Origin of the sequence: Agromyces hippuratus (assembly GCF_013410355.1) — a bacterium.
Lineage (GTDB): Bacteria > Actinomycetota > Actinomycetes > Actinomycetales > Microbacteriaceae > Agromyces > Agromyces hippuratus.
In genome coordinates this window covers 327870-346097 of the sequence record NZ_JACCFI010000001.1, presented here as the reverse complement: position 1 = coordinate 346097, position 18228 = coordinate 327870, and the positions used below count along the sequence as shown (strand labels likewise).

General features: G+C 70.4%; 19 protein-coding genes. 2 read left to right on the top strand and 17 right to left on the bottom strand.

Annotated features, from left to right (window positions below):
• Positions 1 to 90 precede the first annotated feature (90 nt).
• Genes hisH through BJY17_RS01595 form a run of 4 tightly spaced genes read right to left on the bottom strand, consistent with a single transcriptional unit; the run spans position 91 to position 2902 of the window.
• The gene (gene hisH, locus BJY17_RS01610; protein ID WP_179549835.1) at positions 91 to 729 is read right to left on the bottom strand and encodes an imidazole glycerol phosphate synthase subunit HisH; all 639 of its coding nucleotides are present in this window, start codon (positions 727 to 729) and stop codon (positions 91 to 93) included.
• Entirely contained in the window at positions 726 to 1340 is a 615-nt protein-coding gene (gene hisB, locus BJY17_RS01605) for an imidazoleglycerol-phosphate dehydratase HisB (protein ID WP_179549834.1), read from the bottom strand. The genes hisH and hisB overlap by 4 nt, the downstream gene beginning before the upstream one ends.
• The gene (locus BJY17_RS01600) at positions 1337 to 2428 is read right to left on the bottom strand and encodes a histidinol-phosphate transaminase (RefSeq protein WP_179549833.1); all 1092 of its coding nucleotides are present in this window, start codon (positions 2426 to 2428) and stop codon (positions 1337 to 1339) included. Before BJY17_RS01600 ends, hisB begins: the two co-directional genes overlap by 4 nt.
• Before the next feature lie 57 nt (positions 2429 to 2485).
• Entirely contained in the window at positions 2486 to 2902 is a 417-nt protein-coding gene (locus tag BJY17_RS01595; RefSeq protein ID WP_179549832.1) for a LysM peptidoglycan-binding domain-containing protein, read from the bottom strand.
• Between the two features lie 266 nt (positions 2903 to 3168).
• On the opposite strand from BJY17_RS01595, the gene lexA reads away from it, so the two are divergent.
• Positions 3169 to 3846: a transcriptional repressor LexA gene (gene lexA / locus BJY17_RS01590; RefSeq protein ID WP_179552657.1), complete on the top strand. Its 678-nt coding sequence runs from the start codon at positions 3169 to 3171 to the stop codon at positions 3844 to 3846.
• Between the two features lie 60 nt (positions 3847 to 3906).
• Here lexA and BJY17_RS01585 read toward each other — a convergent pair whose 3' ends face one another.
• From BJY17_RS01585 to hflX, 4 genes are all read right to left on the bottom strand, one after another.
• Positions 3907 to 4674, bottom strand: coding sequence for an alpha/beta fold hydrolase (locus tag BJY17_RS01585; protein ID WP_179549831.1), 768 nt, complete (start codon positions 4672 to 4674; stop codon positions 3907 to 3909).
• A gap of 85 nt (positions 4675 to 4759) precedes the next feature.
• A complete protein-coding gene (gene metE, locus BJY17_RS01580; protein WP_179549830.1) occupies positions 4760 to 7111 on the bottom strand; it encodes a 5-methyltetrahydropteroyltriglutamate--homocysteine S-methyltransferase in 2352 nt (783 codons plus the stop codon).
• Positions 7108 to 8094, bottom strand: a complete 987-nt coding sequence (locus BJY17_RS01575) for a methylenetetrahydrofolate reductase (protein WP_179549829.1) — start codon at positions 8092 to 8094, stop codon at positions 7108 to 7110. Before BJY17_RS01575 ends, metE begins: the two co-directional genes overlap by 4 nt.
• Positions 8095 to 8418: 324 nt before the next feature.
• Positions 8419 to 9948, bottom strand: coding sequence for a GTPase HflX (hflX, locus tag BJY17_RS01570; RefSeq protein WP_179549828.1), 1530 nt, complete (start codon positions 9946 to 9948; stop codon positions 8419 to 8421).
• A gap of 42 nt (positions 9949 to 9990) precedes the next feature.
• Here hflX and BJY17_RS01565 point away from each other — a divergent pair, with 42 nt between their 5' ends.
• Positions 9991 to 10605: a class I SAM-dependent methyltransferase gene (locus tag BJY17_RS01565; RefSeq protein WP_179549827.1), complete on the top strand. Its 615-nt coding sequence runs from the start codon at positions 9991 to 9993 to the stop codon at positions 10603 to 10605.
• An 86-nt stretch (positions 10606 to 10691) separates the two neighbouring features.
• Here BJY17_RS01565 and dapF read toward each other — a convergent pair whose 3' ends face one another.
• The 9 genes from dapF to pgsA form a co-directional block, all read right to left on the bottom strand.
• Positions 10692 to 11573, bottom strand: coding sequence for a diaminopimelate epimerase (dapF, locus tag BJY17_RS01560; protein WP_179549826.1), 882 nt, complete (start codon positions 11571 to 11573; stop codon positions 10692 to 10694).
• A 62-nt stretch (positions 11574 to 11635) separates the two neighbouring features.
• Complete coding sequence (gene miaA / locus BJY17_RS01555) at positions 11636 to 12556, bottom strand: tRNA (adenosine(37)-N6)-dimethylallyltransferase MiaA (RefSeq protein ID WP_179549825.1); 921 nt, start codon at positions 12554 to 12556, stop codon at positions 11636 to 11638.
• Position 12557: 1 nt separating this feature from the next.
• On the bottom strand, positions 12558 to 14168 hold the full coding sequence (miaB, locus tag BJY17_RS01550) for a tRNA (N6-isopentenyl adenosine(37)-C2)-methylthiotransferase MiaB (protein ID WP_179549824.1): 1611 nt from the start codon (positions 14166 to 14168) through the stop codon (positions 12558 to 12560).
• A 12-nt stretch (positions 14169 to 14180) separates the two neighbouring features.
• The gene (locus BJY17_RS01545; protein WP_179549823.1) at positions 14181 to 14909 is read right to left on the bottom strand and encodes a regulatory protein RecX; all 729 of its coding nucleotides are present in this window, start codon (positions 14907 to 14909) and stop codon (positions 14181 to 14183) included.
• A gap of 34 nt (positions 14910 to 14943) precedes the next feature.
• On the bottom strand, positions 14944 to 16014 hold the full coding sequence (gene recA, locus BJY17_RS01540) for a recombinase RecA (protein WP_179549822.1): 1071 nt from the start codon (positions 16012 to 16014) through the stop codon (positions 14944 to 14946).
• 298 nt (positions 16015 to 16312) lie between these two features.
• Positions 16313 to 16558 carry a DUF3046 domain-containing protein gene (locus BJY17_RS01535; RefSeq protein WP_179549821.1) on the bottom strand — a complete coding sequence of 82 codons (246 nt, stop codon included), beginning with the start codon at positions 16556 to 16558 and terminating at the stop codon, positions 16313 to 16315.
• 69 nt (positions 16559 to 16627) lie between these two features.
• The gene (locus BJY17_RS01530) at positions 16628 to 16936 is read right to left on the bottom strand and encodes a helix-turn-helix domain-containing protein (RefSeq protein ID WP_056013571.1); all 309 of its coding nucleotides are present in this window, start codon (positions 16934 to 16936) and stop codon (positions 16628 to 16630) included.
• 145 nt (positions 16937 to 17081) lie between these two features.
• Complete coding sequence (locus tag BJY17_RS01525) at positions 17082 to 17600, bottom strand: CinA family protein (RefSeq protein ID WP_179549820.1); 519 nt, start codon at positions 17598 to 17600, stop codon at positions 17082 to 17084.
• A gap of 13 nt (positions 17601 to 17613) precedes the next feature.
• Positions 17614 to 18216 (bottom strand): CDP-diacylglycerol--glycerol-3-phosphate 3-phosphatidyltransferase, encoded by a 603-nt coding sequence (pgsA, locus tag BJY17_RS01520; RefSeq protein ID WP_179549819.1) that lies wholly within the window; start codon positions 18214 to 18216, stop codon positions 17614 to 17616.
• Positions 18217 to 18228: the final 12 nt, after the last annotated feature.

Sequence of the window (18228 nt, the reverse complement as noted above, 5' to 3'; positions counted from 1 at the left end):
AGTCATCGCGGTCGCGCCTTGCGAGTCGGCACAGTCACAGCATCCTAGTCCGACCATGTCGGAGCCGAGTGCACGTGACGGTCGAACGGCTCAGCCGAGGGTCCCGATCCAGTTGGAGAGCAGGCGGATGCCCGCCTCGGCCGACTTCTCGGGGTGGAACTGCGTCGCCGTCAGCGGGCCGTTCTCGACGGCGGCGAGGAATCGTCCGCCGTGCTCGGCCCAGGTCAGCGTCGGTGCCGGGAACGGCGGCTCGACCTCGAGCAGCCACTCCTGCGCGGCGAACGAGTGCACGAAGTAGAACCGCTCGTCTTCGATGCCGGCGAAGAGGGCCGAACCCTCACCCGCCTCGACGGTGTTCCAGCCCATGTGCGGCAGCACAGGGGCGGGCAGCTCGGTGACGGTTCCCGGCCACTCGCCGAGCCCCTCGGTGTCGACGCCGCGTTCGACGCCGTGCTCGAAGAGCACCTGCATGCCCACGCAGATGCCGAGCACCGGGCGTCCGCCGGCGAGACGGCGATCGATGATCTCACCGCCGCGCACCGCGTGCAGTTGGTCCATGACGGCCTTGAAGGCGCCGACGCCGGGCACCAGGAGTCCGTCGGCCTCGAGCGCCGCCGTGCGATCGGCAGTCACGGTGACCTCGGCGCCCGCGTGTTCGAGCGCCTTCGCGGCCGAGTGCACGTTGCCCGAACCGTAGTCGAGCACGACGACACGACGGCTGCGGGTCACAGCGCACCCTTGGTCGACGGCACGCCCGACACCAGGGGGTCGAATGCCTTGGCCTGGCGGAACGCACGCGCGAACGCCTTGAACTCCGCTTCGGCGATGTGGTGCGGGTCGCGGCCCCCGAGCACGGTGACGTGCACGGTGAGCGCCGCGTTGTACGCGATCGCCTCGAAGACGTGCCGCACCATGGAGCCCGTGAAGTGGCCGCCGATGAGGTGGTACTCGAAGCCGACGGGCTCGCCCGTGTGCACGAGGAAGGGCCGGCCCGAGATGTCGACGACGGCCTGCGCGAGCGCCTCGTCGAGCGGCACGAGCGCGTCGCCGTAGCGGGAGATGCCGCGCTTGTCGCCGAGCGCCTGCTTGATGGCCTGGCCGAGCACGATGCCGACGTCTTCGACCGTGTGGTGCACGTCGATCTCGAGGTCGCCGCTCGCGCGCACCGTGAGGTCGGTCAGCGAGTGCTTCGCGAACGCCGTGAGCAGGTGGTCGTAGAACGGAACGCCGGTCTCGATGTCGCTCGTACCGGTGCCGTCGAGGTCGATCGAGAGGTCGATGCTGGATTCGCTCGTCTCGCGCTGCACCCGGGCAGTGCGCGAAGGGCTCGATGCGGTCATGAGGCAATCCTATTCGGGGCGGAAACGGCGATCGCTTCGAGGAAGGCCGTGGTCTCGGCCTCCGTGCCGGCGGTGACCCTCAGGTGACCGGGGATGCCGATCTCCCGGATCAGGATGCCGCGGGCCAGCAGCTGCTCGAACACGGCACGCGGGTCGTCGACGCCGCCGAACAGCACGAAGTTCGAGCCGCTGCGGTACGGGTGGAACCCGAGCCGGGCGAGTTCGTCGGAGATGCGCTCGCGCTGCCCGCGGATCTCGTCGACCATCGCGAGCATCTCGGCCGAGTGGGCGAGCGCGCCGAGGGCCGCCGCCTGCGTCAGCGCCGACAGGTGGTACGGCAGTCGCACGAGACGGAGCGCGTCGATCGCGGCGGGGTCGCCCGCGAGGTAGCCGACGCGCGCGCCGGCGAACGCGAACGCCTTGCTCATCGTGCGCGACACGAGCAGACGCGGTCGCCCCTCGAGCAGCGTGAGCGCGCTCGGCGTGCCGGGGTCGGCGAACTCGAAGTACGCCTCGTCGACGACGACGATGCCGCGAGCGGCGTCGGCGACCGCCTCGATCGTCTCGATCGGGAGCGGCGTGCCAGTGGGGTTGTTCGGCGCGCAGAGCAGCACGATGTCGGGGTCGTGCTCGCGCACCGCGGCGACGGCGGTCTCGGGGCCGAGTTCGAACTCGTCGTCACGGCCCGCGGTGATCCACTCGGTGCCGGTGCCCGAGGCGAGCAGTCCGTACATGGAGTAGGTCGGCGCGAACCCCAGCACCGAGCGCCCCGGGCCGCCATAGGCCTGCATGATGTGCTGCAGCACTTCGTTCGAGCCGTTCGCCGCCCAGATCTGCGCGGGCTCGAGATCGTGCCCGAGGTAGTCGGCGAGTGCTCCGCGCAGCGCCGAGAACTCACGGTCGGGGTAACGGTTGAGCGTCATGATCGCTGCGGCGACGCGGGCGACGATGTCGTGCGCGACGACCTCGGGGATCGGATGCGTGTTCTCGTTGACGTTGAGCGCGACCGGCACGGCCTGCTGCGGAGCCCCGTATGGGGTGCGACCACGGAGGTCGTCGCGGATGGGGAGGTCTTCGAGACTCGTCACGATGCAAGCCTAACGAGGCTCGCCCGAGTGTTTCAGCCGACCGTCACGCACCGAACGTCACGGGGCGAGCGGGAGCGCGAGCCGCTGCCCGGGCTCGACGACCGCGTCGTCGAGGCCGTTGAGTCGGATGATCTCGTCGATGACCTCGCGCACGTCGCCGCTGGGGTCGATCGACTCGGCGATGGCCCAGAGCGAGTCGCCCTGGCCGACGGTCACGTAGTCGAAGGATGCCGCCTCGAAGACCGCGCCGACGGAGTCGACATCGGCGGCGGCAGCCCCCGACCCGAGCACCATGACGAATGCCCCGATCACGAACGGAAGCGACGCGAGCGTGGTGAAGACGATGCGGCCGCGTCGCGTCAGCCGGAGCCGGGTGCGCACCACCGTGCTCGATGTCGAGTCGTTGCCCCGTGCCGCTTCACGCGGGAGGGCCCGCGAGGGCTGGAAGCCGGTCGTTGCGATCGCTGCGCTCATGTCACACCTCCTGTAGGAGTCGCATCCGGCCCTCGGCCGGGAGGACCGGATGCGAAACTCTGTTCCGAACATACATTCGAATTTCGAAGATTGCAAGGATGAATCTCCGGAAACTCGGGAACCCGGATCCCCGACACACTCGAACAGATGTTTGCCGCACGCACGCGAGGCGGATACAGTTTCGAATGTCTGGAAGACAGTCGACCAGACACCACCGACATCCGGCCGCTGGGCCGCTACGAGGGGCGAAGACGTTGAGCACCGACATCGACGACGTGCAGGCAGCCGGCAGGCCACGCCGCCGCAAGAGTCTGAGCGCCAAGCAGATCGCCATCCTCGAGATGATCCAGCGTTCGGTCTCGAGCCGCGGCTACCCGCCGAGCATGCGCGAGATCGGCGACGCCGTCGGCCTCTCATCGCTCTCGAGCGTGACCCACCAGCTCAACCAGCTCGAACTCGCCGGGTACCTCCGGCGCGACCCCAACCGCCCTCGCGCCCTCGAGGTGCTCATCGAACTGCCGGGCGTCACCGACCGCCCCGCGACGTCGTCCGACCCCACGCCGGTCGGCGATGCGGCGATGGTGCCCCTCGTCGGGCGCATCGCGGCCGGTGTGCCCATCACCGCCGAGCAGCAGGTCGACGAGGTCTTCCCGCTCCCCCGGCAGCTCGTCGGCAAGGGCGAGCTGTTCATGTTGAAGGTCGTCGGCGACTCCATGATCGACGCCGCCATCTGCGACGGCGACTGGGTCGTCGTGCGATCGCAGCGCACCGCCGAGAACGGCGAGATCGTCGCGGCGATGCTCGACGGCGAGGCGACCGTCAAGGTGTTCCGTCAGCGCGACGGGCACACCTGGCTGCTCCCCCGCAACAGCGCGTTCGAGCCGATCGTCGGCGACCACGCCGAGGTGCTCGGCAAGATCGTCGCCGTGCTGCGCTCGGTCTGACGCCGACGCCCGCGGCCACCGCGCTCAGCGCATGCACGGCCAGCGAGCGGATGCCTCACGCTACGCGGCGGCGCGCGCCCCGGCCGGCACCGATTCCGCCGTCACCGGAGACAACTCGCGAAGCCAGCCGAGCACGGCGTCCATGAAGCCGGCGTGATCGTCGCGGAACACCGTGTGCCCCGTGCCCTGCACCGTTTCGACGGTCATGCCCTGATGCCGTAGCTGCCGGGCCACCTTCGCCGTGATCAGCAGGCTCTTCTCGGCCAGCACGACGAGCGTCGGCGCCACGAGCCGTGCCGGCGGCACGAGCGGCCGGGTGTCGGTGAATCCGAGGATCGTGCGCTTGTCCCAGTCGCGAAGCGTCGCGAGCTCGATGTCGACGTCGGCGGCGCTCCACTTCGGGTTCATGCGCACGAGCACCGAGCGTCGGGGCCGCGGCGCGACGGCGAAGAAGGCCTTGAACGCCCACCCCTTGACGCCCTTGGGGAAGGAGAAGGCCGGGTCGATGTAGATCGCCGCGCGGGGCGCGAGTCGATCGGCCACGATGCTCGCGACGAGTCCGCCGAGCGAGTGCCCCATGACGATGTCGGGCGGACCGTCGAGGAGCGGTTCGAGCGTCTCCACGACGTCGCTCGCCCACGCCGCCGGCGAATAGCGCACCGCGCGGGGGCTGCATCCGTGGCCGGCGAGGTCGACCGCGAGCACGCGGAAGCCCTGCGCCTCGAGCTCGGCGGTGACACGATGCCAGGCGCGCGAGTCCGACATGATGCCGTGGATGAGGATCGCGGTGCGCGGACCCCCGCCGGATTCGTGGACCGCGAGTTGCATGCGTCGACCATACGTTCCTCGCCTGTGCATCACCCCGGCGTGAGCCGAGCGGATGCCGCGAGCCGCGACATCCGCTCGACCACTGCTACCCGGCGAGCACCGGGGCGGCGCGCTCCGCCCGCACCGCCGCGGTCGCCTCGACGATGTGCCGCAGCGACTCGACGGTCTCGTCGTAGCCGCGGGTCTTCAGACCGCAGTCGGGGTTGACCCAGAGCCGCGTCGCGGGAATCGCGCCCGCCGCTCGCTCGAGCAGCGCCTGCACCTCGGCGACACCCGGCACGCGCGGCGAGTGGATGTCGTAGACGCCCGGGCCGATGCCGTGGTCGAAGCCGCTCGTCTCGAGGTCGTCGACGACCTCCATGCGGCTGCGGGCCGCCTCGATCGAGGTGACGTCGGCGTCGAGGTTCTTGATCGCGTCGATGACGACGCCGAACTCCGAGTAGCAGAGGTGCGTGTGCACCTGCGTGCCCGGCTCGGCGCCGCCCGTCGCGAGGCGGAACGAGCCGACCGACCAGTCGAGGTACGCGGGCTGATCGGCGAGCTTCAGCGGCAGCAGCTCGCGAAGGGCCGGCTCGTCGACCTGGATGATGCGGATGCCCGCCGTCTCGAGGTCGGTGATCTCGTCGCGGAGCGCGAGCGCCACCTGTCGCGCGGTGTCGCCGAGCGGCTGGTCGTCGCGCACGAACGACCACGCGAGGATCGTGACGGGGCCGGTGAGCATGCCCTTCATCGGCAGCTCGGTGAGCGACTGCGCGTAGCTCGACCACTCGACCGTCATCGGCGCGGGCCGCGAGACGTCTCCCCAGAGGATCGAGGGTCGCGTGCAGCGCGAGCCGTAGGACTGCACCCAGCCGTGCTTCGTGACCGCGAAGCCGTCGAGCAGTTCGGCGAAGTACTGCACCATGTCGTTGCGCTCGGGCTCACCGTGCACGAGCACGTCGAGCCCCAGCTCCTCCTGGAGCCGCACGACGCGCTCGATCTCGGCGCGCATGAGCGCCGCGTAGTCGTCAGCGCTCAGCTCGCCCTTCACGAGACGGGCGCGGGCGCGACGGATCTCGGCCGTCTGCGGGAACGATCCGATCGTGGTCGTCGGCAGCTCGGGCAGCCCCAGCGAATCCTGCGCAGCGACCCGCTCGTCGTAGCTCACGCGGGCGAAGTCCGCCTCGGCGAGCCCGGCGAGACGGTCGCGCACCGAGGACACGCGAACGCCCGGCGCGGTGTCGCGGTCGGCGAGGGCAGCGGATGCCGCGGCGAGCTCGCCCTCGATCGCGCCGCGCCCCTCGGCGAGCCCGCGGCCGAGCACGGCCACCTGGCCGACCTTCTGGTCGGCGAACGCGAGCCACGAGACGAGGCGGGCGTCGAGCTCGTCTTCGTCGGCGACGTCGTGCGGCACGTGCAGGAGCGACGTGGAGGTCGACACGGAGACGGCCGGCGAGAGGTACTGCACGGCCGTGACCCGGTCGAAGGCTGCGGTGAGGTCGCCGCGCCAGATGTTGTGGCCGTCGATGACGCCGGCGACGAGGGTCTTCGCGGCGAGCGACTCGGCGGTCACGGGGTCGAGTGCGTCGGGCAGCGTGCCGCGCACGAGGTCGAGGCCGATCGCCTCGACGGGAGTCGCAGCGAGCGCAGGCAGGGCGTCGTCGAGCGAGCCGTACGGAGCGGCGACCAAGATCGCCGGTCGGGCCTCGAGCGCACCGAGTGCGTCGTAGGCGATGCCGACCGACTCGATGACGCGCGCACGGGCGACGTCGATGCTCTCGCTCACGAGCGCGGGCTCGTCGAGCTGCACCCACTCCGCACCGGCGGCGGCGAGCTGCTCGAGCAGCGCCGCGTAGACCGGCACGAGATCGGCGAGCCGGTCGATCGGCGCGAAGCCGGCCGGGGCGCCGTCGGCCGCCTTCGCGAGCAGCAGGAAGGTCACGGGACCGACGATCACGGGCCGAGTCGTGAACCCGGCCGCCTTCGCCTCGGCGAACTCGGCGAGGATGCGCTCGGCGTGCAGCGAGAACACGGTGTCGGGGCCGATCTCGGGCACGAGGTAGTGGTAGTTCGAGTCGAACCACTTCGTCATCTCGAGCGGAGCGTCGTCGCCGACACCTCGGGCGATCGTGAAGTAGGCGGTGAGGTCGAGCCGGCCCTGGTCGTCGGCGAGCCCCGCGAAGCGCTCGGGCACCGCGCCGACGGTGACGGCGGCGTCGAGCACCTGGTCGTAGAACGAGAACGTCTCGGGGATCGCGGAGCCGCTGCGCGCGAGGCCGAGCGACGCGAGGCGGTCACGGGTCGCGGTGCGCAGTGCTGCGGCCTGGCGTTCGAGTTCTTCGGCCGTGATGGATCCGGCCCAGAACGCCTCGACGGCCCGCTTGAGCTCGCGCCGGCGACCGATGCGCGGGTAGCCCAGGATCGTCGCGTTCGGGAAGACGGGTGCAGGGGTGGTCATCGTGCGGTGTTCCTCTCGTCGGCGAACCGGTCGGTTCGCAGCCCGAGCCGGTCGACGACGTCGAGCACGGCTTCATGGCGGTTGAAGGTGTAGAGATGCAGGCCCGGGGCGCCGCCCGCGATCACCTCGGCGGCGAGGCGGGTGGCGAAGGCGATGCCGAGCTCGGCCTGCGCCGCGGCATCCGGTTCGATCTCGAGCTCGATGGCGAGCTCGGCCGGCGGTTCGACGCCCGTCAGCTCGGTCAGCCGCCCCAGCCGTGCCGGGTTCGTGACGGGCATGATGCCGGGCAGGATCGGGATCATGACCCCGCCGGCGCGGGCGCGCTCGACGAAGCCGAGGTAGTCGTCGGCGCGCCAGAAGAGCTGCGTGATCGCGAGGTTCGCTCCGGCGATCTCCTTCGCGAGCAGCGTGTCGACGTCGTGCCCGAGGTTTCGCGACCGCGGGTGCCCGGTCGGGAACGTCGCGACCGCGACCCGCTCGGGACGCGGCCGCGCCTTGATGCGCGACGCACCCGGGTTGCCGGGCACGCCGACCTGGCCGAACGGCTCCCGCTCCTCCTGCACGCGGTGGATGAGCTGCACGAGTTCGGCGGCGCTGCCCAGGTCGCCGATGCCCGCGTCGGGGTCGGCGTTCGCCGGCGGGTCGCCGCGCAGCGCGAGGAAGCTCGTGATGCCTGCGTCGAGGAACTCGCGCACGAGCCGGTTGGCCTCGGCATGGGAGGAGCCCACGCACGTGAGGTGCGCCATCGGCTCGACGTGCGTGTGCTCCAGCATGTAGCGGAGCACCGTCAGCGAGCGGGCTCGCGAGCTGCCTCCCGCGCCGAACGTCACCGAGATGAAGGCGGGGTCGACCTCGGCGAGCCGGTCGATCGTGCGACCGAGGGCGAGTGCCGCCGCGTCGGTGCGCGGTGGGAAGAGCTCGAAGGAGAGCGGCAGTCGGGGGCGACAGTCGGCGCCCGATGCGTCGGTTGCGGTCGATGCCATGGTGCTCCTGCGTGGCGAGCGGCAACGGGAAGAACACGGCAGGCCGCGTTCCCCCGGCCGGAACGGCGGGTGGATGTCGCGGGCGGGTGCCGGGCTCGGCGGTCGCTCCAAGTGGTCGGCGTGGGCCGGTCACTGATCGATCAGATGCGACGATACGCGCCGGCGTGACGCACCGCACGACTGTGACGCAGGGTGACGCGGAGCGGTAGGCAGCCCGTTGCGGCCGAGGCATCCATCACCGGATCACGGGTCGCCGAAGCGCCGGTCATGGACCGCGCGTGCGGTCGGCGCGTACCGGTGCTCCTGCAGGGCGGATGCCGCGGCTCAGGCCTCCGCGGAGGCCGCGGCGAACTCCTCGAGCTGGCCCGCGAGCTCCGGCGAGGCGAGCGCACGCACGCGCGTGCCGTCTTCGAGGTACTCGATCGAGAGCACTCGACCGGTCTCGTGCAGCGTCGAGACGACGTCGCCCCGGTCGTACGGCACGAGCAGGTCGATCTCGACGGCGGGGTCGGGCATCATGCGGGCGATGGCCTCGAGCACCTCGGGGATGCCCTCGCCGGTGCGCGCCGATGCGAAGATCGCGCCGGGCTCGAGTCCGCGCAGCACGAGCCGGTCTTCGGGGGTCACGAGGTCGGCCTTGTTGAAGACGATGAGCTCGGGGATGTCGCGTGCGCCGACTTCGCCGATGACATCGCGCACCGTGGCGATCTGCCCGGCGGGGTCGGGGTGCGCCGCGTCGACGACGTGCACGATGAGGTCGGAGTCGCCGACCTCCTCGAGCGTCGAACGGAACGCCTCGACGAGCTGGTGCGGGAGGTTGCGCACGAAGCCCACCGTGTCGGCGATCGTGTAAACGCGGCCATCGGCCGTGGTGTTGCGACGCACGGTCGCGTCGAGGGTGGCGAACAGGGCGTTCTCGACGAGCACCCCGGCACCGGTGATGCGGTTCAGGATGCTCGACTTGCCGGCGTTCGTGTACCCCGCGATCGCGACCGAGGGCACCGCGTTGCGCTTGCGGTTGGCGCGCTTGGCCTCACGGGCCGGCTTCATGCCCGCGATCTGCTTGCGGAGCTTCGCCATGCGGGAGTGGATGCGCCGGCGATCGAGCTCGATCTTGGTCTCACCGGGACCGCGGGAGCCCATGCCGGCCCCGGCGCCGCCGACCTGGCCACCGGCCTGTCGCGACATCGACTCGCCCCAGCCGCGCAGGCGCGGGAGGAGGTATTCGAGCTGCGCGAGTTCGACCTGCGCCTTGCCCTCACGGCTCTTCGCGTGCTGGCTGAAGATGTCGAGGATGACGGCGGTGCGGTCGATGACCTTGACCTTGATCGCGTCTTCGAGGGCACGCCGCTGGCTCGGCGCGAGCTCGGTGTCGGCGACGACCGTGTCGGCGCCGAGCGAGGCGACGATGTGCCGCAACTCGTCGACCTTGCCGCGGCCGAGGTAGGTGCTGGGGTCGGGGTGCGGACGTCGCTGCAGCACGCCGTCGAGCACGCGGGCGCCCGCCGTCTCGGCGAGGGCGGCGAGCTCGCGCATGGAGTTCTCGGCCTCGTCCTGCGAACCCTGCGAGTACACGCCGATGAGCACGACGTTCTCGAGCCGGAGCTGCCGGTACTCGACCTCGGTGACGTCTTCGAGTTCGGTGGAGAGTCCGCCGACCCGGCGGAGACCGGCCCGTGCCTCGCGGTCGTACTGCTCGCCGTCGGTATCGGAGCCGAACAGGTCGACCGAATCGGGCGACATGAGCGCCTCGGCGGAATCGGATCCGAAGCGGGTCACCCCGGCCTTGGTCTCTGCACCCTTGAGCACCCGCTCGACGGCGTCGTCTGCGGAGTTCTGTTCGGCGTCATTCATCGCGTTAACCCTAGTTCCCATCGCTGCGATAGGTTCCCCTGTATGGCCTCCGAGCATTACTTCTCCTCTCGTCCGGGCGGCGAGGCCACTCTCCGCACCATCACCGTGACCCTCGCCGGGCGCGAACTGTCGCTCTCGACCTCGGGCGGCGTCTTCAGCCCCGAGCACCTCGACACCGGCACCCGGATCCTCCTCGACCGCGCCCCGGCGCCGCCGGCGAGCGGTGACCTGCTCGACCTCGGCTGCGGCTGGGGACCGATCGCGATCTCACTGGCGCTTCGGGCACCGGATGCCACGGTGTGGGCCGTCGACGTGAACGAACGCGCCCTCGACCTCGTGCGCCGCAACTGCGCACGCCTCGGCATCACCAATGTCAACGCGCTGCTGCCGGGCGATGTTCCCGCCGACGTGCGGTTCGCCGGCATCTGGTCGAACCCGCCGATCCGGGTGGGCAAGGCCGAACTGCACGCCATGCTCGAGCACTGGCTCCCCCGCCTTGAAGACGACGCGAGCGCATGGCTCGTCGTCGCGAAGCATCTCGGCGCCGAGTCGCTGCAGCGTTGGATCGCCGACGACCTCGGCCTCGACATCGACCGCGCGGCGCAGGACAAGGGGTTCCGGGTGCTCGAGGTGAGCGCCGCGGCATCCGATCGCTGACGGCGGGCTCGCCTGCTGAGCCTGTTCTCGCCTGCTGAGCCTGTTGGAGCGAGGCCACCCTTCGACGAGCTCAGAGAACAGGGGTGTCAGGCGAGGCTGAGCACGCCGTCGAAGACGAGTTCGGCCGGCCCCGAGAGCGCCACGTGCTCGCCGTCGGCGGCCTGCACCATGCGCACGCCCAGCACGCCGCCGGGCACCTGCACGCGCCAGCGGTCGGGAGCAGCTTCGCCGGCCCAGTACCGAACGGCGAGGGCCGAGGCCACCGCTCCGGTGCCGCAGGAGAGCGTCTCGCCGGAGCCTCGCTCGTGCACCCGCATGCGGATGCGCCCGACTCCCTCTTCGACGAGCGGCTCGGCCGGCACGACGAACTCGATGTTGGCGCCCGCCTCGGGTTCGGGCTCGATGATCGGCTGGTAGGCGAGGTCGAGTCCGTCGAGCTCATCGTCGTCGGCCAGGGCGACGACGATGTGCGGGTTGCCGACGTCGATGCCGAGGCCGGGACGGGCGACCGGCAGGCTCTTGCCGCGCACGAGCGGCTCGCCGCCGGCCAGACGCCAGAGACCGAGGTCGGCCTCGAACCCCGCCACCGTGCGTCGCACGGTGCGAACACCGGCACGGGTGCCGATGGCGATCGACTCGTTCGCGCCGAGGTCGGCGAGCCCCTGGTCGATCAGGTAGCTCGTGAAGACGCGGATGCCGTTGCCGCACATCTCGGAGACCGTGCCGTCGGCGTTCCAGTAGTCCATGAACCACACGGCCTGCGGGTCCTCTGCGAGCGATGCGGCGCCCGCATCGAGGTTCGCCGATCGCACGGCGCGGATGACCCCGTCGGCGCCCACGCCGAACCGGCGGTCGCAGACCGCGGCGATCTGAGTCGGCGTGAGTTCCGACTCCCCCTCGGGATCACTGAAGAGCACGAAGTCGTTGCCCGTGCCCTGGCCCTTGGTGAACCGCAGATCGAATGCCATCCGATCAGTCTATGGCTGGGATCCGGACTCCCTCGGCGAGCCGCAGATCGAATGCCGGCCGATCAGTCCGTGGCTGCGATCCGCGAGAGTTCGGTGCCGAGCGCCACGACGTCGTCGGCGTCGATCGTGACCGCATCGCGGTAGCGCTTGAACCAGCTCACCTGGCGGCGGGCGTAGGTGCGGGTGAGCTGCTGCGTCTCGGCGATCGCGTCGGCCCGCGAGAGCCGGCCCGTGATCTCGCCGAGCGCCTGCGCGTAGCCGATGGCCCTGCGCGCGGTCACACCCTGCTCGATACCAGCCGGGATGAGCCCCTGCACCTCGTCGACGAGCCCGTCCCGCCACATGCCCTCGACCCGCTCGTCGAGGCGCGCGACGAGCGTCGCCCGGTCGCTGCGAAGGTGCACGATGCCGTGCGGGCGCCACGGCACGGGTTCGTCGGGCAATCGCGCAGCCTTCGGCTCCCCGGTCACCTCGATCACCTCGAGTGCGCGCACGAGACGGCGCCCGTTCTGCGCGTCGACGCTCCCCGCCGTCACCGGGTCGATCTCGCGGAGGCGCGCGTGCAGCATGCCGGGGCCCTGCGCGGCGAGCTCCGCCTCGAGACGGGCGCGCACCGCGGCATCCGTGCCCGGAAAGCGGAAGTCGTGGATGACCGACGACACGTACAGGCCGGAGCCGCCGACGAGCAGCGCGACCGAGTCGCGCGCGAGGATCTCGTCGACCGCGGCGCGCGCCGCCGTCTGGTACTCGGCGACGGATGCCTCGTCGACGACGTCGAGCACGTCGAGCAGGTGATGCGGCACCCCGCGCCGCTCGGCCGGCGGGAGCTTGGCAGTGCCGATGTCCATGCCCCGGTAGAGCTGCATGGCGTCGGCGTTCACCACCTCGGCGGCGCGGCCGACCCTGCCGTACGCCTCGGCGAGGTCGAGCGCGAATGCGGACTTGCCCGTGCCGGTCGCGCCGACGATCGCGATGAGCGTCACGTCAGCGTTGGCCGTCGGTGGGGTCGTAGATCGGCATCGTGCCGACGCCGGGCGAGATGAGCGGTTCGGTGCCGCGCGCCCGAAGCGTCGGCAGGCCGAGCGACACGCGGCCGGCGGCGGATGCGCCGGGGGCGGCCGGGACGCCGCAGCTCTCGGCCTGTGCCCGATCCCACGCGTCGCCGGCGCGGGTGCGGCGAATGCGCAGCGGTGCGTCGTCGAGCGAGTCCGCGATCAGGTGGAACGGCGCGGCCTGCGTGATGGTCACGGAGACGACGTCGCCCGGGCGCGGCAGCTCGGAGCCGGCTGGGACCTCGAAGTGCACGAGGCGGCTGTCTTCGGCGCGACCGCTCAGACGGTGCGTCTCGGCGTCCTTCTTGCCCTCGCCGGTCGCGACGAGCACCTCGACGGGGTGACCGATGAGTCGCTGGTTCTCCTCCCACGCGATGCGGTCCTGCAGGGCGAGGAGTCGTTCGTAGCGCTCCTGCACGACCTCTTTCGGCACCTGGTCCTCCATCGTCGCCGCAGGCGTGCCGGGACGGATGGAGTACTGGAACGTGAATGCCGAGGCGAACCGCGCCGCCTCGACCACGCGGAGCGTCTCTTGGAAGTCCGCTTCGGTCTCGCCCGGGAAGCCCACGATGATGTCGGTCGAGATCGCCGCGTTCGGGATGCGCGCGCGCACCCGGTCGAGGATGCCGAGGAACTTCTCGGAGCGGTAGGAGCGGCGCATCGCCTTCAGCACCCGGTCGGAACCGGACTGCAGGGGCATGTGCAGCTGCGGCATGACGTTCGGCGTCTCGGCCATCGCGTCGATGACGTCGTCGGTGAAGGCGGCGGGGTGCGGGCTCGTGAAGCGGATGCGTTCGAGGCCCTCGATCTGGCCCGCCGCGCGGAGCAGCTTGCCGAACGCCTGGCGGTCGCCGAACTCGACGCCGTAGGAGTTCACGTTCTGGCCGAGCAGCGTGATCTCCATCACGCCGTCGTCGACGAGCGCCTGCATCTCGGCGAGGATGTCGCCGGGCCGGCGGTCCTTCTCCTTGCCGCGAAGCGCCGGCACGATGCAGAAGGTGCAGGTGTTGTTGCAGCCGACCGAGATCGACACCCAGCCGCTGTAGCTGGAATCGCGCTTCGTGGGCAGCGTCGACGGGAACACCTCGAGCGAGTCGAGGATCTCGAGCTGCGCCTCGTCGTTGTGGCGCGCGCGCTCGAGCAGGCTCGGCAGGGCGCCCATGTTGTGGGTGCCGAACACGACGTCGACCCAGGGCGCCTTCTCGAGGATGACGTTCTTGTCCTTCTGGGCGAGGCATCCGCCCACGGCGATCTGCATGCCCTCGTGGCGACGCTTGACCGACGCGAGGTGGCCGAGGTTGCCGTAGAGCTTGTTGTCGGCGTTCTCGCGAACGGCGCACGTGTTGATGACCACGACGTCGGGCTCGGCACCGTCGGCGGGCACGTAGCCGGCGGCTTCGAGCGAGCCCGAGAGTCGCTCGGAGTCGTGCACGTTCATCTGGCAGCCGAAGGTGCGGACCTCGTAGGTGCGCGGCGTCGTTGCCGGTCCGGCGAGCGAATCGCCGGGCACCCCATCAATGGAGACGTCGTGAATGGTGCTCATGATCGCACCAGTTTACGAGCCTTCGGCCGCGAGTGCCGCCGTCACCGCCTCGCGCACGACGTCGCCCGGGTAGCCTCGCCGCTGGAGGAACGCCGACAACCGGCGCTCGGCGGTCTGCCGGTCGAGGCCGCGCAGCTGACGTGCCCGTCGCTCGGCGACGGTGCGCGCGTTCTCGAGCTCGGTCTCGGGGTCGAGGTCTTCGACCGCCGCTCGTGCGAGCGCGTTGTCGACGCCGCGGCGCCCGAGCTCTTGCATGATCGCGCCGCTGCCCCGACCGCGGCGCACGCCGTGACTGTGCACGACCTGCTCGGCGAGCTTCGCGTCGTCGAGGTAGCCGAGCCGTTCGTAGCGCTCGATCCACTCTTCGACCTCGATGTCGTCGAGCCCGTGCTCGACGAGCACCGCGCGCACCTCGGAGACCGAGAGCGCCGAGCGGCGCAGCCGAGAGATGACGAGCCGGTCGATGCGCTCGTCGCGCTCCGCCCCGGACTCTTCGGGCTCAGACGGCTCTCGTGACTCCGACTCCGCCTCGGACTCGGCCCAGGTCTCGTTGCGCGAGATCGAACGCAGGCGACCAGGACGTCCGTCGGCCTTCGGGCGATTCCGTGGTGCCGCAACGGGCGGTGCCTCAGGTTCAGCGGGCGGACGGCTCCGTGATGCCGCAACCGGCGGCGTCGGCTCGGCCTTCGCCCACGGCAGGTACGTGACCGGGGCGAGTCGTTCTGATGATGCGTCGTTCATGTCTGACTCACCCCGGTCGTGTCGTGGTTCTCGCTCAGGCGCCCTTGCGCCCGAGCTTCGGTGCGATGGGCTCGACGTTCGCCGGAGCAGCTGCAGCCGCACCGGCCGGCTGGCCGATGTTCAGCTTGACGAGGATCTTCTGCTCGATGTCGGCGGCGATGTCGGGGTTCTGCAGCAGGAAGTTGCGGGCGTTCTCTTTGCCCTGACCCAGCTGGTCGCCGTCGTACGTGTACCACGCACCCGACTTCTTGACGATGGCCTGGTCGACGCCGTAGTCGATGAGGCTGCCCTCGCGCGAGATGCCGACGCCGTAGAGGATGTCGAACTCGGCCTGCTTGAAGGGCGGCGCCATCTTGTTCTTGACGACCTTGACGCGCGTGCGGTTGCCCACTGCGTCGGTGCCGTCTTTCAGGGTCTCGATGCGACGGATGTCGAGACGCACCGAGGCGTAGAACTTCAGCGCCTTGCCGCCGGCGGTGGTCTCGGGGCTGCCGAAGAACACGCCGATCTTCTCGCGCAGCTGGTTGATGAAGATCATCGTGGTGTTCGTCTGGCTGAGACCACCGGTGAGCTTGCGGAGCGCCTGCGACATGAGGCGGGCCTGCAGGCCCACGTGCGAATCGCCCATCTCACCCTCGATCTCGGCGCGGGGCACGAGCGCCGCGACCGAGTCGATGACGATGAGGTCGATGGAGCCGGACCGCACGAGCATGTCGGCGATCTCGAGCGCCTGCTCACCCGTGTCGGGCTGGGAGACGAGCAGCGCGTCGATGTCGACGCCGAGCTTCTTCGCGTACTCGGGGTCGAGCGCGTGCTCGGCGTCGATGAACGCGGCGATGCCGCCGTTGCGCTGCGCGTTGGCGATGGCGTGGAGGGTCAGCGTCGTCTTACCCGACGACTCGGGGCCGTAGATCTCGATGATGCGGCCGCGCGGGAGCCCGCCGATGCCGAGCGCGACGTCGAGCGCGATCGAGCCCGTGGGGATGACCTCGACGGGTGCGCGGTCTTCGCTGCCGAGGCGCATGACCGAGCCCTTGCCGAACTGGCGGTCGATCTGCGCGAGGGCGGTCTCGAGTGACTTCTCGCGGTCTGCTGGTGATGCCATGGGTAGGGCTCCTTCGATGCTCGATTGCTGCTGCCTCTAGGCTGTCGTTCCACGTTGCGGGCCGTGACCCGTGGCGTCGTGCGACAAGGCGGTTGCGGTGTGTTCCGATGCATCGACCGTATGGTCGGCCACCGACATCCGACGCCGATCTCGACGGGGATGTGGACAGCTGCACTGGAGCTCCTGCTGTTGAGGAGCCTACCCCAGCTGCCGAACGCATGTTCGAAGAAGCGCCCGCGTGTCGAACACGTCTTCGGACGCGGGTGCGAGCATCGATCGCACGGCGAACGACGGTCGACTACGGATGCCGCGGCGAGCGGGTCTCCCCGGGAACCGGGCGCCCGGCGCCGTGCCGGCGCTCCTCCGGGACATCCGTCGCCTCGCAGAGGGCGAGCCAGACCTCGCGCGGGCGCACCCCGGCGGCGAGCGCCTCGCGGGCGGTGCGGCCGCCGAGTGCGGTGAGCACGAGGTCGCCGACGATCGCGCCGCCGAAGCCGACGCCGAACTCCTCAGCGACCGCGGCTTGGAACTCGCTCTGCTTCACCGGATCACCTCTGGAAAGACGATCGGCCGGTCTGACGACCGGCCGATCTGCGTTGCGTATTGGGAGTGGTCAGCGGACCATCAGGTCGGCGTCGAACTCTGCCACGAGCTCGTCGGGCAGGCTGTCTGGCACCACCGAGAGGCCTTCGAGCACCGCGATGCGGTCGCCGACCTCGTGCATGATCACCGAGATGGGCGTGTCGAGCGCATCGGCGACGGAGGCGAGGATCTCGGAGGACGCCTCTTTCTGGCCTCGCTCCACCTCGCTCAGGTAGCCGAGCGCGACGCTGGCCTTGGACGCGACCTGACGAAGGGTACGACCCTTCTGCAGACGGAAGTCCCTCAGCACATCGCCGATCTCCTGTCGAACCAGGACCATCGGGAACCTCCTTCTCTCTGCCTGCGGCTCCCCCGGAGCCGGAAACGGGAGCGTCAGTCTAGCCGACTCTCCGTTGTACCAATCTAGCGTTGCACACTGGGGCTTTCGTGTGAACCTGCCACATGTAACAGGGTGTTCACGAAGACTATTCCGCGCGTCGCGGAGAAGATTCCTCGAGACGAGCGAGCGCCGCATCGATCGCCCCCTGCACGGTCGCGGCACGGATCTCGGCACGGCTCCCGCGCAGCGCGAGCTCGATCGCCTCGACCTCACCGTCGAACGCGATGCCGACGAAGACGGTGCCCGGCGGCCTGCCGTCCTGATCGGCGGGACCGGCGACGCCCGTCGTCGCGATGCCGAGCTCGGCCGCTCGCCCGTCGATCGCGAGCGCCGCGCGCACGCGATCGGCCATCTGCCGGGCGACCTCGGGGTGCACGGCGCCCTCGGCTTCGAGCAGCTCGGCGTCGACGCCCAGCACCGACCGCTTCACCGCGGTGTCGTAGGCGACGACGCCGCCGCTGACCACGACCGACGCCCCGGGCACGCTCGTGAGCTCGGCGACCACGAGCCCGCCGGTCAAGGACTCGGCGACGGCGACCCGCAGGCCGCGCTCGGTCAGCTCGGCGATGAGTCGGGCTGCCAGGTCTCCGGTGGCACGAGGCATCCGCTTGCTCGTCTCAGCTCGCGTCGCGGGGTGCGCGCGCGAGGCGCACGGCGTCGCGCACGTAGAGCAGGCCCGACCAGAGGGTGAGCACGAGGGCGACCGCCATCGTCGCCCAATTGAGCCAGTAGATCCAGTCGCCGACGATCGTCCACAGCGGCACGAGCGCGAGTGAGATCGCGACCGACTGCGCGAGGGTCTTGAGCTTGCCGCCGGATGACGCGGGCACCACGTTACCGCGGCGCAGCTCGACGAGGCGCCACACGGTGATGCCCACCTCGCGCACCACGATGACGATCGTGACCCACCACCACAACTCGCCGAGGATCGAGAGGCAGATCAGGGCGCCGCTCGTGAGGAGTTTGTCGGCGATCGGGTCGAGGATCTTGCCGAGGTCGGTGACCAGACCGCGGGAGCGAGCGAGCCACCCGTCGACCCAGTCGGTCGAGATCGCGACGATGAAGATCACGGCGCCCCACCAACGCATCGGGCCGTCGGCTCCCGCGTCGGCGAGGAGCAGCCAGAAGACCAGCGGAGCCATGAGGATGCGGACGACGGTGATCGCGTTCGGAAGGTTCCAGTTCGCCGATCGCGCGGGGGTGCCGGCGGAAGAGGTCATACCGCCAGACTA

Bases quoted from the DNA above. Each gene is read 5' to 3' on its own strand.
- hisB (WP_179549834.1), bottom strand. From the start codon at position 1,340: ATGACCGCATCGAGCCCTTCGCGCACTGCCCGGGTGCAGCGCGAGACG.
- BJY17_RS01595 (WP_179549832.1), bottom strand. From the start codon at position 2,902: ATGAGCGCAGCGATCGCAACGACCGGCTTCCAGCCCTCGCGGGCCCTC.
- BJY17_RS01585 (WP_179549831.1), bottom strand. From the start codon at position 4,674: ATGCAACTCGCGGTCCACGAATCCGGCGGGGGTCCGCGCACCGCGATC.
- metE (WP_179549830.1), bottom strand. From the start codon at position 7,111: ATGACCACCCCTGCACCCGTCTTCCCGAACGCGACGATCCTGGGCTAC.
- BJY17_RS01575 (WP_179549829.1), bottom strand. From the start codon at position 8,094: ATGGCATCGACCGCAACCGACGCATCGGGCGCCGACTGTCGCCCCCGA.
- hflX (WP_179549828.1), bottom strand. From the start codon at position 9,948: ATGAATGACGCCGAACAGAACTCCGCAGACGACGCCGTCGAGCGGGTG.
- BJY17_RS01565 (WP_179549827.1), top strand. From the start codon at position 9,991: ATGGCCTCCGAGCATTACTTCTCCTCTCGTCCGGGCGGCGAGGCCACT.
- dapF (WP_179549826.1), bottom strand. From the start codon at position 11,573: ATGGCATTCGATCTGCGGTTCACCAAGGGCCAGGGCACGGGCAACGAC.
- miaB (WP_179549824.1), bottom strand. From the start codon at position 14,168: ATGAGCACCATTCACGACGTCTCCATTGATGGGGTGCCCGGCGATTCG.
- BJY17_RS01545 (WP_179549823.1), bottom strand. From the start codon at position 14,909: ATGAACGACGCATCATCAGAACGACTCGCCCCGGTCACGTACCTGCCG.
- recA (WP_179549822.1), bottom strand. From the start codon at position 16,014: ATGGCATCACCAGCAGACCGCGAGAAGTCACTCGAGACCGCCCTCGCG.
- BJY17_RS01530 (WP_056013571.1), bottom strand. From the start codon at position 16,936: ATGGTCCTGGTTCGACAGGAGATCGGCGATGTGCTGAGGGACTTCCGT.
- BJY17_RS01525 (WP_179549820.1), bottom strand. From the start codon at position 17,600: ATGCCTCGTGCCACCGGAGACCTGGCAGCCCGACTCATCGCCGAGCTG.
- pgsA (WP_179549819.1), bottom strand. From the start codon at position 18,216: ATGACCTCTTCCGCCGGCACCCCCGCGCGATCGGCGAACTGGAACCTT.